At 63.8% G+C, this 14,626-nt stretch carries 13 protein-coding genes; 11 read left to right on the top strand and 2 right to left on the bottom strand.

All coding sequences use genetic code 11. The features are described 5' to 3' along the window. The first annotated feature begins 44 nt into the window (after positions 1-44). Complete coding sequence (locus tag ACQZ2L_RS10925; protein ID WP_430326053.1) at positions 45-944, top strand: 1-aminocyclopropane-1-carboxylate deaminase/D-cysteine desulfhydrase; 900 nt, start codon at positions 45-47, stop codon at positions 942-944. Here ACQZ2L_RS10925 and ACQZ2L_RS10920 read toward each other — a convergent pair. Then, positions 935-1,480: a cytochrome b gene (locus ACQZ2L_RS10920; protein WP_430326052.1), complete on the bottom strand. Its 546-nt coding sequence runs from the start codon at positions 1,478-1,480 to the stop codon at positions 935-937. The genes ACQZ2L_RS10925 and ACQZ2L_RS10920 overlap by 10 nt on opposite strands. Before the next feature lie 147 nt (positions 1,481-1,627). Then, positions 1,628-2,617: a DUF1853 family protein gene (locus tag ACQZ2L_RS10915; RefSeq protein WP_430326051.1), complete on the bottom strand. Its 990-nt coding sequence runs from the start codon at positions 2,615-2,617 to the stop codon at positions 1,628-1,630. A gap of 43 nt (positions 2,618-2,660) precedes the next feature. Between ACQZ2L_RS10915 and ACQZ2L_RS10910 the strand changes: the two genes are divergently transcribed. The 10 genes from ACQZ2L_RS10910 (at position 2,661) to ACQZ2L_RS10865 (ending at position 14,626) form a co-directional block, all read left to right on the top strand. Continuing rightward, entirely contained in the window at positions 2,661-3,551 is an 891-nt protein-coding gene (locus tag ACQZ2L_RS10910) for an NAD(+) kinase (RefSeq protein ID WP_101321383.1), read from the top strand. Continuing rightward, the gene (locus ACQZ2L_RS10905; protein ID WP_430326050.1) at positions 3,551-4,522 is read left to right on the top strand and encodes a metallophosphoesterase; all 972 of its coding nucleotides are present in this window, start codon (positions 3,551-3,553) and stop codon (positions 4,520-4,522) included. Before ACQZ2L_RS10910 ends, ACQZ2L_RS10905 begins: the two co-directional genes overlap by 1 nt. Continuing rightward, on the top strand, positions 4,519-5,391 hold the full coding sequence (locus ACQZ2L_RS10900; RefSeq protein WP_181087682.1) for a rhomboid family intramembrane serine protease: 873 nt from the start codon (positions 4,519-4,521) through the stop codon (positions 5,389-5,391). Before ACQZ2L_RS10905 ends, ACQZ2L_RS10900 begins: the two co-directional genes overlap by 4 nt. Positions 5,392-5,404: 13 nt before the next feature. After that, positions 5,405-5,665, top strand: coding sequence for a YeaC family protein (locus tag ACQZ2L_RS10895; RefSeq protein WP_101321377.1), 261 nt, complete (start codon positions 5,405-5,407; stop codon positions 5,663-5,665). Further along, entirely contained in the window at positions 5,662-6,492 is an 831-nt protein-coding gene (locus ACQZ2L_RS10890) for a DUF2797 domain-containing protein (protein ID WP_430326049.1), read from the top strand. Before ACQZ2L_RS10895 ends, ACQZ2L_RS10890 begins: the two co-directional genes overlap by 4 nt. 12 nt (positions 6,493-6,504) lie before the next feature. Beyond that, positions 6,505-9,162 (top strand): aminopeptidase N, encoded by a 2,658-nt coding sequence (gene pepN, locus ACQZ2L_RS10885; protein ID WP_430326048.1) that lies wholly within the window; start codon positions 6,505-6,507, stop codon positions 9,160-9,162. Positions 9,163-9,709: 547 nt separating this feature from the next. Then, on the top strand, positions 9,710-10,720 hold the full coding sequence (locus ACQZ2L_RS10880; protein WP_430326047.1) for a WD40/YVTN/BNR-like repeat-containing protein: 1,011 nt from the start codon (positions 9,710-9,712) through the stop codon (positions 10,718-10,720). 20 nt (positions 10,721-10,740) lie between these two features. Further along, positions 10,741-13,116, top strand: a complete 2,376-nt coding sequence (locus ACQZ2L_RS10875; protein ID WP_430326180.1) for an efflux RND transporter permease subunit — start codon at positions 10,741-10,743, stop codon at positions 13,114-13,116. Between the two features lie 87 nt (positions 13,117-13,203). Beyond that, positions 13,204-13,524 (top strand): DUF5629 family protein, encoded by a 321-nt coding sequence (locus ACQZ2L_RS10870; RefSeq protein ID WP_430326046.1) that lies wholly within the window; start codon positions 13,204-13,206, stop codon positions 13,522-13,524. After that, on the top strand, positions 13,490-14,626 hold the full coding sequence (locus tag ACQZ2L_RS10865) for a lactonase family protein (protein ID WP_430326179.1): 1,137 nt from the start codon (positions 13,490-13,492) through the stop codon (positions 14,624-14,626). Before ACQZ2L_RS10870 ends, ACQZ2L_RS10865 begins: the two co-directional genes overlap by 35 nt.

Here is a 14,626-nt window from a genome sequence, read left to right as displayed (position 1 = left end):
GGGGCTGCAGCGCGGCCCCGACCCCAAGCTGGTAGACTCGGCCGATGTCTGCCGAATTCTCCTGCCTGCCTCAGGCACCTCTACAACCGCTTTGCTTGCCTTGGACTCAGCGCGCTGACGTCCAGCTGGCGGTGTTGCGCCTGGACCTGATCGACCCGCTGATCAGCGGCAACAAGTGGTTCAAGCTGCGCGAGCACTTGCTCGAAGCCCGGCGTTACAAGGCCCCGGGCTTGATCAGCCTGGGCGGCAACCACTCCAACCATCTGCACGCGCTGGCCGCTGCCGGCAAACGGTTTGGCTTTGCCACCGCCGGCCTGCTGCGTGGCCATGCGCAGGACACCCCGACCGTACGCGACCTGCAAGCCCTGGGCATGCACCTGCACTGGCTCGGCTATGGTGGCTACCGGGCGCGACATGAGCCGCAGTTCTGGGCTGAGTGGCAAGCGCGCTACCCCGGCTGGCAGTGCATCGCCGAGGGCGGTGGCGGCATGGCAGGCGCGCAGGGTTGCCGATTGATCGTCGAGCAGGCGCGCGAGCAACTGCCACATCTGGGCTGGGATGACTATGATGGCTGGTGGCTGGCCGTTGGCACTGGCACCACCTTGGCTGGCCTGGTGCTCGCCGAAGCCGGCGCGCGAACGGTGCACGGCGCCCTTGCGGTGCCGGCCGACCACGGGGTGGCGACGACGGTTGCAGCGTTGGCAGGCGAGCAGGGCTACCAGTTGCATGACGCTTGCCGTGGCGGCTTTGCGCGCATGGATGATGAGCTACTGGCGTTTATCGCCGACAGCGAACAGTACAGTGGCCTGCCGCTGGAGGCGGTATATACCGGCAAGGCCCTGCTGGCGCTGCGCGATCAGGTCGAGGCGGGGCGCTTCAGTCCCGGCAGCCGCCTGCTGTTCGTCCACACAGGCGGGCTGCAGGGCCGACGCGGTTACTTGTAGGGCAGCATGCGCACCAGGGTGTTATCGCGCTTGATGTAGTGATGGTAAAGCCCGGCCAGTGCATGCAGGCCAATCAGCCAGTAACCCCAGCCACCGACCCGCTCATGCCAGCCTTTGATGAACTTGGCAAAGTCCGAATCAGGCCCGGTCAGCGCTGGCAGCTCCAGGCCGTAGAACGGGATCGGTTTGTCGGCAGCGCTGAGGATCAACCAGCCCGCCAGCGGCATGCCGATCATCAGCAGGTACAGCAGCAGGTGCACCAGGTGCGCCAGGCCAGTCTGCCAGGCCGGCGGCTTGGGCACGATTGGCGGCGTCGGGTTGACCAGGCGCATGGCCAGGCGCAGCCAGACCAGCACGAACACGGTCAGACCGAACATGAAATGCAGGTCTTTCATCAGGTTGCGTTCGGCGCTGTCCTTGGGGAACAGGCCGCGCAGCTCGATCAGGGCATAGACGCTTGCCAGCAACACCAGCATCAGCCAGTGCAGGGCAATCGAAATCCGCGCGTAATGCGCCGGCGGGTTGGATGAAACCATGGTCACTCCTCACTTATCCGGTCTAAAAGGCGCTCTTGCTGGCGCGTATCGCTAACTCTAATCGATGGCTGACAGATTTCTTTGCTACAGGTCGAAGGCTGCGCGGATATTTGCGTGAATCTGTCGAAAACCTTGGCGGCCTACCGTTCAGCTCGGCAAGTGCGGCCAGCTGTCCGCCACCAGAAACAAGCGCTGCTGCTCCTCCCAGGCGCCGTCTTCGGCCTGGGTCAACCTGACCAGCAGTTGCGCGGGTGCGAACGGGTCCAGCTGCATCAGCCACTGCGCGAACTGCGCTGGCGTCCAGCATTCGCTGTCTTCAATACGCGCGGGCGCCAGCCAGTGCTGTCGCGCCAGTATCTGCCAGCGGCCCTCTGCTGCGCTGCTGCGGTAGCCGAGCCAGTCGCGCCGATGCAGCCAGTCACCGCGTAAGTGCGCAGGTTCTGCGCCAGCTGGAGGATGGCCTGCCAGCATGCCCGGATAGAACAGGTAGCCGCCCAGCCACAGGTGCGCCTGGAGCTGATCCACCCCAAGTTCGGCAAGCAGCGCCTGGCTCTCCGGGCGAGCAGAAATGGGCAACTGATGACCGACAAGGTGGGCCAGTTTCAGGTCAAGCCGATCATGGCATCCTGGCCCCAGCCAGCGCATCGAGTCTGGCCCTGCACCGTTGGCCGGGCCGAGGTAGAGCTTGATCGCCAGTTCCAGATGATGCACGCCGTCGCGGTCGCGCAGGAGGATATCCAGCTCGCCCAGAGTACGGCCGCCTGCGCGGATCGGCAGATTGGCGCCGAGTAGTTCGACCCCGCTGGCGTGGCTCAGGGCGAACTGCCAGAGGGCCTCGTAATACAGCCCCAGGCGCCGGCTGGTCATCTTCGCCAGCCAATCGCGCAGCGGTCGATCATCGCCGTCCAGCGTCAGCAACCAATCCTCTAGCTGCTGCGGGTCGGCAGCCCAGCCACTGGCGGTCAATGGATGGCGCTGTGGTGCGGGCAGATCGCGCATCAGCGGCGGCGACAACAGCGCCCAGGCCAGATCGCGCACCGCAGGGCGGCGCAAACGGCGGGGCAGGTCGCGCAGCTCGGTGAATGGCGTCATCCTGCGAGCATAGCCGGTTTGCCGCTGGACGGTCGTTTCGACCATAATCTGTCTATCGTTACCCGCCGCACGGCCTTGCAGGAGCACCATGGAGCAATTTCGCAATATCGGTATCATCGGCCGCCTGGGCAGTTCACAGGTGCTCGACACCATTCGCCGACTGAAAACGTTCCTCCTCGACCGGCACATGCATGTGATCCTTGAGGACACGATTGCCGAAGTGCTGCCAGGGCATGGCTTGCAGACCTCGACCCGCAAGCTGCTCGGCGAGGTCTGTGACCTGGTCATCGTGGTCGGCGGCGATGGCAGCCTGCTCGGCGCCGCCCGCGCGCTGGCCCGGCACAATGTACCGGTGCTTGGCATCAACCGCGGCAACCTGGGTTTTCTCACCGACATCCGCCCAGATGAGCTCGAGGTCAAGGTCGCCGAAGTGCTCGACGGCCACTACCTGGTTGAAAACCGCTTCTTGCTGCAGGCTGAAGTGCGCCGCCACGGCGAAGCCATTGGCCAGGGCGACGCGCTCAACGACGTGGTCCTGCACCCGGGCAAGTCGACGCGGATGATCGAGTTCGAAATCTACATCGATGGCCAGTTCGTCTGCAGCCAGAAGGCCGACGGCCTGATCGTCGCCACCCCCACCGGTTCGACCGCCTATGCGCTGTCGGCCGGCGGGCCGATCATGCATCCCAAGCTCGACGCCATCGTCATCGTGCCGATGTACCCGCACACCCTGTCGGGCCGGCCGATCGTGGTCGATGGCAACAGCGAGCTGAAGATCGTCGTCTCGCAGGACCTGCAGATCTACCCGCAGGTGTCCTGTGACGGCCAGAACCACTTCACCTGCGCCCCCGGCGATACCATCACGGTGAGCAAGAAGCCGCAGAAACTGCGCCTGATTCACCCGCTCGATCACAATTACTACGAAGTCTGCCGCACCAAGCTCGGCTGGGGCAGCCGCCTGGGGGGTGGGGGCGACTGATGCTCGATCCGGCGCGCAGTTTCGATATCATCGGCGACGTGCACGGGTGTGCACATACCCTCGAACGCCTGCTCGATACCCTCGGCTACAAGCGCGTGGGCGGGGTCTGGCGGCATCCTCGGCGCCAGGCGTTATTCCTCGGTGACATCGTCGACCGTGGCCCGCGTATTCGTGAGGCGCTGCATATCGTCCACGACATGGTCGTGGCCGGTCAGGCGTTCTGCATCATGGGTAACCATGAGTACAACGCCCTGGCCTGGGTCACCCCGGCGCTGCCGGGCAGTGGCAAGGCATTTGTCCGTGAGCACACGCCGCGCAACGCGCGCCTGATCGACGAAACCCTGACCCAGTTCGCCCAGCACCCGGGCGACTGGCACGATTTTTTGGCCTGGTTCTACGAGCTGCCATTGTTTGTCGATGCCGGGCGCTTCCGCCTGGTGCACGCCTGCTGGGACCCGAGCCTGATCGAGCAGTTGCGCCCGCAGTACCCAAGCGGCTGCATCGACGAGCACTTCATTCAGGCCTCGGGTGTGTCCGGCAGCTTTGCCTCGACCGTGTGCAATCGCCTCCTGCGCGGCACCGATATGCGCCTGCCGGATGGCCTCACCCTGACCGGTGGTGATGGCCTGACGCGTGCGTTCTTCCGCACCAAGTTTTGGGAAGAAGACCCGCAGACCTACGGCGACATCGTGTTCCAGCCCGATGCCTTGCCGGACGAGGTGGCCAGCGCGCCGCTCAGCCATACCCAGAAAAACGCTTTGCTGCGCTATGACGAGGCGCAACCGATGCTGTTCGTCGGCCATTACTGGCGCAGTGGGCGTCCGGCGCCGATCCGGCCCAATCTGGCCTGCCTGGATTACAGCGCCGTGCTCTACGGCAAACTGGCTGCCTATCGCCTGGATGATGAAACCCGCATCGACCCGCACAAGTTCGTCTGGGTCGATGTCGAGCGCCCACAGGACACTCAATGAATGTGATCGAAGTGCTGCGCCTGCCGTTGACCGTCGACCTCAGTGGTTTTGTCAGCCTGCTGCGCCGCCTGCAGGTGCCGCACCGGGTCAGCGAGGAGGGCGAGGAACAGGTGCTGTGGGCGCCGCAGGCCTTGCTCGAGGATGTCCGCCAGCTGTATGAGCGCTACCCCGAAGGTAATGACCAGATCGAACTGCCGGCCGCGGCTCAGGCCAGCCTGCCCAGGCAACCGTCCCTGGCCCAGCAGGCCCGCGCGTGCAAAGTCACGGCTGGCGTACTGCTGCTGTGTGTGGTGGTGGCGGCAATCACCGGGCTGGGCGACAACCTGTCGACCCTGAGCTGGTTCACCTTTCTCGATTTCCGTGTGCAGGGCGAGTACCTGTACTTCAACTCGCTGGCCCAGGGCCTCAGCGATGGCCAGTGGTGGCGGCTGGTGTCACCGATGCTGCTGCACTTCGGCTTCCTCCATCTGGCCATGAATGGCATGTGGTACTGGGAGCTGGGCAAGCGCATCGAGCTGCGCCAGGGGCCATGGTTGCTGCTGTTGCTGACGCTGCTGTTCAGCCTGATCTCCAACCTGGCCCAGCACCTGGTCGGCGGCCCGAGCCTGTTCGGCGGGTTGTCTGGCGTGTTGTACGGTTTGCTCGGCTACGTCTGGCTGTACCAGTGGCTGGCACCCAACCCGCATTACCGCCTGCCCAAGGGCGTACTGGTGATGATGCTGATCTGGCTGGTGGTGTGCCTGACCGGCGTGGTCGGCCAGCTCGGCTTCGGCCAGATCGCCAATGCCGCGCATGTCGGCGGCCTGCTCATCGGATGCCTGACCGGGCTCTTGGGTGGCGCGCTGGCGCGGCGTAAACTGTCGGCTTGATTGAGGAGAGACAATGTCCACGTTCGCCCAAATGATTGAAAACATCACCCCCGAGATCTACCAGAGCCTCAAGCTCGCGGTCGAGCTGGGCAAATGGTCCGACGGGCGCAAGCTCACCGTCGAGCAGAAAGAGCTGTCGCTGCAGGCGGTCATCGCCTGGGAGCTGCAGAACCTGCCGGAAGACCAGCGTACCGGCTACATGGGCCCACAAGAGTGCGCCTCGAAGTCGGCGCCCATCGCCAATATTCTGTTCAAGTCGGACTCGGTACATTGATCGAACTCGCTCGTGGCTCGTTGAGCAAGATGTCGGTGCAACTGCAGGCACCGGTGGCGCAATACAGCTTTCGCCTGGGTGATGCGCTGGTGCCGGTCAACCCGATGATCGGCAAGACCGTGCGTCTTGAATACCTCGGCGCTATCCACTGCAGCCACTGCGGCAAGCGCACCAAGACCAGCTACAGCCAGGGCTACTGCTACCCGTGCATGACCAAGCTGGCCCAGTGCGACCTGTGCATCATGGCCCCGGAACGTTGCCACTACGACGCCGGCACCTGCCGCGAGCCGTCCTGGGGCGAGCAGTTCTGCATGACCGATCACGTGGTCTACCTGGCCAACTCGTCGGGGGTCAAAGTCGGTATCACCCGCGCTACTCAGCTGCCAACCCGCTGGCTCGATCAGGGCGCCATTCAGGCCCTGCCGATCATGCGCGTTTCCACACGGCAGCAGTCGGGCCTGGTCGAAGACGTGCTGCGCAGCCAGGTGCCAGACCGCACCAACTGGCGCAACCTGCTCAAGGGCGATGCCGAGGTGCTCGACCTGGCGGCGATTCGCGAGCAGATATTCGACGCCTGCGCCGACGGTATCCGCACCCTGCACCAGCGTTTTGGCCTGCAGGCGATCCAGCCACTGCCCGATGCCGAAGTGGTCGAGATCCGCTACCCGGTCGAGGCCTATCCGAAAAAGATCGTCAGCCTCAACCTGGACAAGACCCCGGTCATCGAGGGCACGCTGCTCGGGATCAAGGGCCAGTACCTGATCTTCGATACCGGCGTGATCAATATTCGCAAGTACACGGCCTACCAGTTGGCCGTGCATCAGTAAAAGGACAGCCACATGCGCACCGAACAACCGCAAGTGATCTACCTCAAGGATTACCAGGCGCCCGAGTACCTGATCGACGAGACGCACCTGACCTTCGAGTTGTTCGAGGACCACAGCCTGGTCCATGCGCAACTGCTGATGCGCCGCAACCCGGCGCGTGGCGAAGGCTTGCCGCCGCTGGTGCTGAACGGTCAGCAACTGCAACTGGTCAGCGTGCAACTGGATGACCAGGCCCTGAGCGCTGGCGATTACCAGCTCGATGACGACAGCCTGACCCTGCATCCGAACGCGCAGACGTTTACCCTCGACACCACGGTGAAGATTCACCCCGAGAGCAACACGGCTCTGGAGGGCCTGTACAAGTCGGGGTCGATGTATTGCACCCAGTGCGAAGCCGAAGGCTTTCGCAAGATCACCTACTACCTCGACCGCCCGGATGTGATGAGCACGTTCACCACCACGGTGATCGCCGAGCAGCATCGCTATCCGATCCTGTTGTCCAACGGCAACCCGATCGGCAGCGGCCCGGCTGACGATGGCCGCCACTGGGCAACCTGGGAAGACCCATTCAAGAAGCCGGCGTACCTGTTCGCCCTGGTGGCGGGCGACCTCTGGTGCGTCGAAGACACCTTCACCCGCCAGTCAGGCCGCGATGTGGCGCTGCGCATCTATGTCGAGCCAGAAAACATCGACAAGTGCCAGCACGCGATGGTCAGCCTGAAGAAGTCGATGCGCTGGGACGAGGAAGTCTATGGCCGTGAGTACGACCTGGACATCTTCATGATCGTTGCGGTCAACGACTTCAACATGGGCGCCATGGAAAACAAGGGCCTCAACATCTTCAACTCCAGCTGTGTGCTGGCGCGTGCCGAAACGGCTACCGACGCCGCCCACCAGCGTGTTGAAGGGGTGGTCGCGCACGAGTACTTCCACAACTGGACCGGCAACCGCATCACCTGCCGCGACTGGTTCCAGCTGTCGCTCAAGGAAGGCTTCACGGTGTTCCGCGACGCCGAGTTCAGCGCCGACATGAACTCGCGTACGGTCAAGCGCATTGAAGACGTGGCGTACCTGCGCACCCATCAGTTTGCCGAAGATGCAGGCCCGATGGCCCACCCGGTGCGCCCGGACAGCTTCATCGAAATCTCCAACTTCTACACCCTGACCATCTACGAGAAGGGCGCTGAAGTGGTCGGCATGGTCCGCACCCTGCTCGGCGCCGAGGGCTTCCGCAAGGGCAGCGACCTGTACTTCGAGCGTCACGACGGCCAGGCCGTTACCTGCGATGACTTCATCAAGGCCATGGAAGACGCCAACGGTGTCGACCTGACTCAGTTCAAACGCTGGTACAGCCAGGCCGGCACGCCGCGCCTCGAGGTCAGCGAAACCTATGACAGCGCCGCACAGCGCTACAGCCTGACCTTCCGCCAGAGCTGCCCGCAGACGCCGGACAAACGCGAGAAGCTGCCGTTCGTGATTCCCGTCGCGCTGGGCCTGCTCGACGCCGACGGCAACGACCTGCCGCTGCGCCTGGACGGCGAAGCCAGCGCTCAGGGCAGCAACCGCGTGCTGTCGCTGACCGAGCCCGAGCAGACCTTCACCTTCCTCGACATCGCCGCCAAGCCATTGCCGTCGCTGCTGCGCGGCTTCAGTGCGCCGGTCAAGTTGAGCTTCCCGTACAACCGCGACCAGCTGATGTTCCTCATGCAGCACGACAGCGACGGCTTCAATCGCTGGGAAGCCGGCCAGCAATTGTCGGTGCAAGTGCTGCAGGAGCTGATCGGTCAGCATCAGGCCGGCCAGCCGTTGAGCCTCGATCCGCGCTTGATCACTGCCCTGGCCACGGTCATCGGCAATGAAGCGCTGGACCCGGCCATGGTCGCGGAAATGCTCTCGCTGCCAGGCGAGGCCTATCTGACCGAGATCAGCCAGGTGGCCGACGTCGACGCGATCCACGCGGCCCGCGAATTTGCCCGCAAACAGATCGCCGAGCAGCTGTTCGACGCCTTGTGGGCGCGCTACCAGGCCAACCGTGAAGTGTCGCGGCGCACGCCATATGTGGCGGCCGCCGAGCACTTCGCCCGGCGCAGCCTGCAGAACATAGCCCTGTCGTACCTGATGCTCAGCGGCAAGCCGCAGGTGCTGGCGGCGACCCTTGAGCAGTTCAAGGATAGCGACAACATGACCGAGCGCCTGACCGCGCTGGCGGTGTTGGTCAACTCGCCGTTCGAGGCCGAGCGCGCCGAAGTGCTGCAAGCCTTCGCCGAGCACTTCAAGGACAACCCGCTGGTCATGGACCAGTGGTTCAGCGTGCAGGCAGCCAGCGCGTTGCCGGGCGGCCTGGCACGGGTCAAGGCGCTGATGCAGCACCCGGCCTTCACCCTGAAGAACCCGAACAAGGTGCGCGCACTGATCGGCGCATTTGCCGGGCAGAACCTGGTCAACTTCCACGCGGCCGACGGTTCCGGCTATCGCTTCCTGGCGGATCTGGTGATCGAACTGAATGCGCTCAACCCGCAGATCGCCTCGCGCCAGCTGGCGCCGCTGACCCGCTGGCGCAAGTACGATGATGCGCGTCAGGCGTTGATGAAGGCCGAGCTGGAGCGGATTCTGGCGTCGGGCACCTTGTCCAGTGACGTCTATGAGGTGGTCAGCAAAAGCCTGGCATAAATTCGGCCAGCACCATGGTCTCTGTAGGAGCGGCCTTGCCGGGGCGCCGGACCTGTCGGAAAGGGTCGCGGAGCGACCCCAGGATTTCAGCTCCGCCGCTGACATTGCTGGGCCCGCTATGCGGGCCTTTCGCGACACAAGGCCGCTCCTACACGAGGCCGAGCTGGAGCGGATTCTGGCGTCGGGCACCTTGTCCAGTGACGTCTATGAGGTGGTCAGCAAAAGCCTGGCATAAATTCGGCCAGCACCACGGTCTCTGTAGGAGCGGCCTTGTGTCGCGAAAGGCCAGCAAAGCTGGCCCAGCAATGCTGGCGGCGGAGCTACAATCTGGGGCCGCTACGCGACCCTTTCGCGACACAAGGCCGCTCCTACACGAATCGAATCTGCAGGGTGCTGTCGCCGTTAACAAAACATAACGTCCCGCCAATTGTGTTGCCGCAGAACTCCCCGCTAGGATGGCTCAAAGCTGTTGCAGGCCTCTGAATCAGGCTTCTTGCAGTGCCTGCACTGGATGACCCATCAAGAACAATACGAATAGGGGACAGGCATGAGGGAACGGGTGATGGCGCACGCCAGGCCACTGGCCGCGGGCGCACTGTTGCTGCTGGGTATCTGGAGCGGCAGCGTTGCCGCCGCCGCCGCCGAGGAATACTCGACCGAATCGGCCAAGGCGGTCGACAACCTGCTGATTGACGCCGCCCATGCTGGCAAGCGCCTGGTGGTGGTCGGTGATCGCGGCCATATTCTGTTCTCCGACGACCAGGGCAAGACCTGGAGCCAGGCCCGCGTGCCGACCCGGCAACTGCTCACGGCGGTGTTCTTCATCGATGACAAGCGCGGCTGGGCAGTCGGTCACGACGCGCAGATCCTCGCCAGCAGCGATGGCGGTGCCACCTGGAGCAAGCAGTTCGAAGACCTCGCCCGCGAAGCGCCGTTGCTCGACGTCAGCTTCATCGACGCCCAGCACGGTTTCGCCGTCGGTGCCTACGGGGCGCTGCTCGAGACCACCGATGGCGGCCAGCATTGGCAGGACGTCGCCGAGCGCCTCGACAACCCCGATCAACTGCACCTCAATGGCATCGCCGCGATCAAGGACTCAGGCCTGTTCATCGTCGGTGAGCAGGGCAGCATGTTCCGCTCCAACGACAACGGCGCCACTTGGGCGCGCGTCGAGGGCCCCTATGAGGGCTCGTTGTTCGGCGTGCTCGGCACTGCCCAGGCGCACACCTTGTTGGCCTACGGCCTGCGGGGCAATCTCTACCGCTCCAGTGACTTCGGCGACAGCTGGCAACAGATCGCCCTGAACGCCAGCCGCGGCCCGCTGAAGTTCGGCCTGGCCAGCGCGGCGCTGCTCGAGGATGGCAGCATCGTTCTGGTCGGCAACGGCGGCAGCGTGCTGCGCAGTCGTGACGACGGCTTGACCTTCAGTGTATTCAACCGCGCCGATCGCATCGCCCTGGCCGGCGTCACCAGCCTGGCCGACGGCGGCTTGCTGCTGGTCGGGCAGGGCGGCATCCACCTGGCCAACGGCCAGGGCGCCGAGGAGCAGCAACCATGACCGGCCCGGAGCGCTTTGACATGCCCCAGCACCATCAGGACAAACCCACCTTGCTCGAGCGGATCATCTTCAACAACCGCCCGGTGGTGATCGGCCTCTGCCTGCTGGTGAGCATCCTGCTGTTCTGGCAGGCCACGCAAATCCGCCCCTCGACCAGTTTCGAGAAGATGATCCCGCTGCAGCACCCGTTCATCGAACAGATGCTCGAGCACCGCAATGACCTGGCCAACCTCGGCAACACCGTGCGCATCTCGGTCGAGGCGGTCAATGGCGACATCTTCGACAAGGACTACATGGAGACCCTGCGTCAGATCCACGACGAGGTTTTCTACATCCCGGGCGTCGACCGCGCCGGCTTGAAGTCGCTGTGGAGCCCCAGCGTGCGCTGGACCGAGGTCACCGAAGAAGGCTTCGCCGGTGGCGAGGTGATCCCCAACACCTACGATGGCAGCGCACAAAGCCTCGATCAGTTGCGCGACAACGTGCTCAAGTCCGGCCAGGTCGGGCGCCTGGTGGCGAACAACTTCAAGTCGAGCATCGTCGACGTGCCGCTGCTGGAGAGCTACCCCGATCCGCAAGACCCGGGCAAGCAGATCAAGCTCGACTACCAGCAGTTCTCGCACCAGCTGGAAGAGAAGATCCGCGACAAGTTCCAGGCGCAGAACCCCAATGTGAAGATCCACATCGTCGGCTTTGCGAAAAAGGTCGGTGACCTGATCGACGGCCTGGTGATGGTGGTGCTGTTCTTCGGCGTGGCGCTGGCGATCACCTGGGTCCTGCTGTACTGGTTCACCTGGTGTATCCGCAGCACCATCGCCGTGTTGATCACCACCCTGGTGGCGGTGGTCTGGCAGTTGGGCCTGATGCACGCGGTGGGCTTTGGCCTCGACCCGTACTCGATGCTGGTGCCGTTCCTGATCTTTGCCATCGGTATTTCCCACGGGGTGCAGAAGATCAACGGCATCGCCCTGCAGTCCAGTGGCGCCGACAATGCCCTGACCGCGGCGCGGCGGACCTTCCGCCAACTGTTTCTGCCGGGGATGATCGCGATTCTGGCCGACGCGGTGGGCTTCATCACTCTGTTGATCATCGACATCGGGGTGATCCGCGAGCTGGCCATCGGCGCCTCGATCGGCGTCGCGGTGATCGTCTTCACCAACCTGATCCTGCTGCCGGTGGCGATCTCCTATGTCGGCATCAGCAAAAAGGCTGTCGAGCGTTCCAAGCGTGACGCTACCCGCGAGCATCCGTTCTGGCGCCTGCTGGCCAACTTTGCCAGCCCTAAAGTGGCACCGGTGTCGGTTGCGCTGGCGCTGATCGCCTTTGGCGGCGGTCTCTGGTACAGCCAGAACCTGAAGATCGGCGACCTCGACCCGGGTGCCCCGGAGCTGCGTCCGGACTCGCGCTACAACCAGGACAACCACTTCATCATCAGCAACTACTCGACCAGTTCCGATGTGCTGGTGATCATGGTCAAGACGCCCTCGGAGAGCTGTTCGATCCACTCGACCCTGGCCCCCATCGACGAGCTGATGTGGACCATGCAGAACACCCCCGGCGTGCAGTCGGCCATCTCCCTGGTGAGTGTCTCCAAGCAGATGATCCGCGGCATGAACGAGGGCAACCTGAAGTGGGAAACCCTCTCGCGCAACCCGGATGTGCTCAACAGCTCGGTGGCCCGCGCCGATGGCCTGTACAACGCTGACTGTTCGCTGGCGCCGGTGCTGGTGTTCCTCAACGACCACAAGGCAGAAACCCTCGAGCGCGTCACCGCCGCGGCCAAGGCCTTTGCCGATACCCACAACCGCGACGGCTTGCAGTTCCTTCTGGCGGCGGGTAATGCCGGCATCGAGGCGGCCACCAACGAGGTGATCAAGTCGGCCGAGCTGACCATTCTGATTCTGGTCTACCTGTGCGTGGCGATCATGTGCCTGATCACCTTCCGCTCGTTTGCCGCGATGCTCTGCATCGTCCTGCCGCTGGTGCTGACCTCGGTGCTGGGCAACGCGCTGATGGCGTTCATGGGCATCGGCGTCAAGGTCGCGACCTTGCCGGTGGTAGCGCTTGGTGTGGGTATCGGGGTCGACTACGGCATCTATATCTACAGCCGCCTGGAGAGCTTCCTGCGTGCTGGCCTGCCGTTGCAGGAGGCCTATTACCAGACCCTGCGCTCGACCGGCAAGGCGGTCCTGTTCACCGGTTTGTGCCTGGCCATCGGCGTGTGCACCTGGATCTTCTCGGCGATCAAGTTCCAGGCCGACATGGGCCTGATGCTGACCTTCATGCTGCTCTGGAACATGTTCGGCGCGCTGTGGCTGCTACCGGCACTGGCGCGCTTCCTGATCAAACCGGAGAAACTGGCAGGCAAGCAGGGCGGCTCGATCTTCGCCCACTGACGCTTGCGCGGGTCAGGCCGCTGCGCTGAGCAGCGGGCCTGGCCCGGGTTTGGTTATACTGGGCGCTTTGCGCATCAAGGTAGCCCCATGACCACCCTCGCCACTGCCCTCGCCACCAGCGACATGCTCCTGATCGACGGCCTGCACGCTTTCGGTTTCACCTTCGACGCCAACGGCCTGGTGGTCGAATGCATGGACGGGCGCAACCTCAAACGCTGGAAATTCACTGCCGAACAGGTCGCGGCCGCAGTCGGCGCAGGCGAAGAGTGGCGCCTCAACGATGATCAGGGCGAGCATGAGCTAGTCTGCATGAGTGCCGTTTACGGCTCGGACGAAGACGATGACGAGCATGACGATGACGACCAAGAAGATGATCAATCGCAGCTGGAAAACCCTGTTGAGCGCTAGTGCCCTGAGCGCTGTGCTTGGCACTGCGCAGGCCGCCACCCTGGTGGTTGGCAGCTATACCGAAGGCACCGCCAGCGAGGGTATCTATCGCTATCAGTTCGACGCGGCCAAGGGCCGGATCGAGCCGACCCCGCTGCAGGTGGTGAAGGCGGTCAGCCCGTCCTGGCTGGTGCTGTCGGCTGATCAGCGCTTGCTGTTCGCCGTCAATGAAACCCCGAATGGCCATGTCAGCAGCTTTGCAGTGAGCGGCAAGGGCGTGATCACGCCGCTGAACCAGGTGTCCAGCGCCGGCGATGAGCCGACCCACGCCAGCCTCAGCCAGGATCAGCGCTACCTGTTCGTCGCCAACTACGCGGTCGCGCCCGACCCCGGTGGCAGCCTGGTGGTGCTACCAGTGGCCAAGGACGGCAAGCTCGGCGACAAGGTGCAGGAGTTGGCGCACACGCCCAGCAAGGTCAACCCGGAGCGCCAGGCCGGCGCCCATGTGCATTCGGTCGTGCCTTCGGCCGAAGGCCTGCGCCTGTACGTCAGTGACCTGGGTGCCGACCGGGTGTTTGTCTACGCCTACGACGGCGCCAGCGCGACGCAGCCGCTGAGCCCGGCAACACCGGCCTCGGTGAGCCTGCCGCCGGGCAGCGGCCCGCGCCACCTGTTGTTTGACGCGCTGGGCAAGCACGCCTATCTGACCCTCGAGATGAGCGCTGAAGTGGTGATGTTCGATGTGCGTGACGATGCCCTGATCGAGCGCCAGCGTCTGCCGCTGACCGACAGTCAGGACGTGGCCGCTAAGGCCGGCGGCGGTTTGCACCTGTCAGCCGATGGACGTTTCCTGTACGTCAGCAATCGCGGCACGGCGAATCAGATCGTGGTGTTTTCGGTCGGCAAACAAGATGGCCAGTTGAGCCTGTTGCAGCGGCGTTCGGTGGAGGGTGACCACCCACGTGAGTTCGCCATTGATCCAAGCGGCAAATATTTGCTGGTGGCCAATCAGAAAAGCAATCAGATCGTGGTCATGCACCGCGACCCACGCACCGGCCAGCTTGGTGAAACGCTGCAGAAGTTCGACCAGCCGGCACCGTCTGACCTGAAGTTTCTCGACTGA

Origin of the sequence: Pseudomonas shirazensis (assembly GCF_050496565.1) — a bacterium.
Taxonomy (GTDB): Bacteria; Pseudomonadota; Gammaproteobacteria; order Pseudomonadales; family Pseudomonadaceae; genus Aquipseudomonas; species Aquipseudomonas shirazensis_A.
The sequence above is the reverse complement of the archived record's forward strand: the minus strand, read 5'-3'. Positions and strand labels throughout refer to the sequence as shown.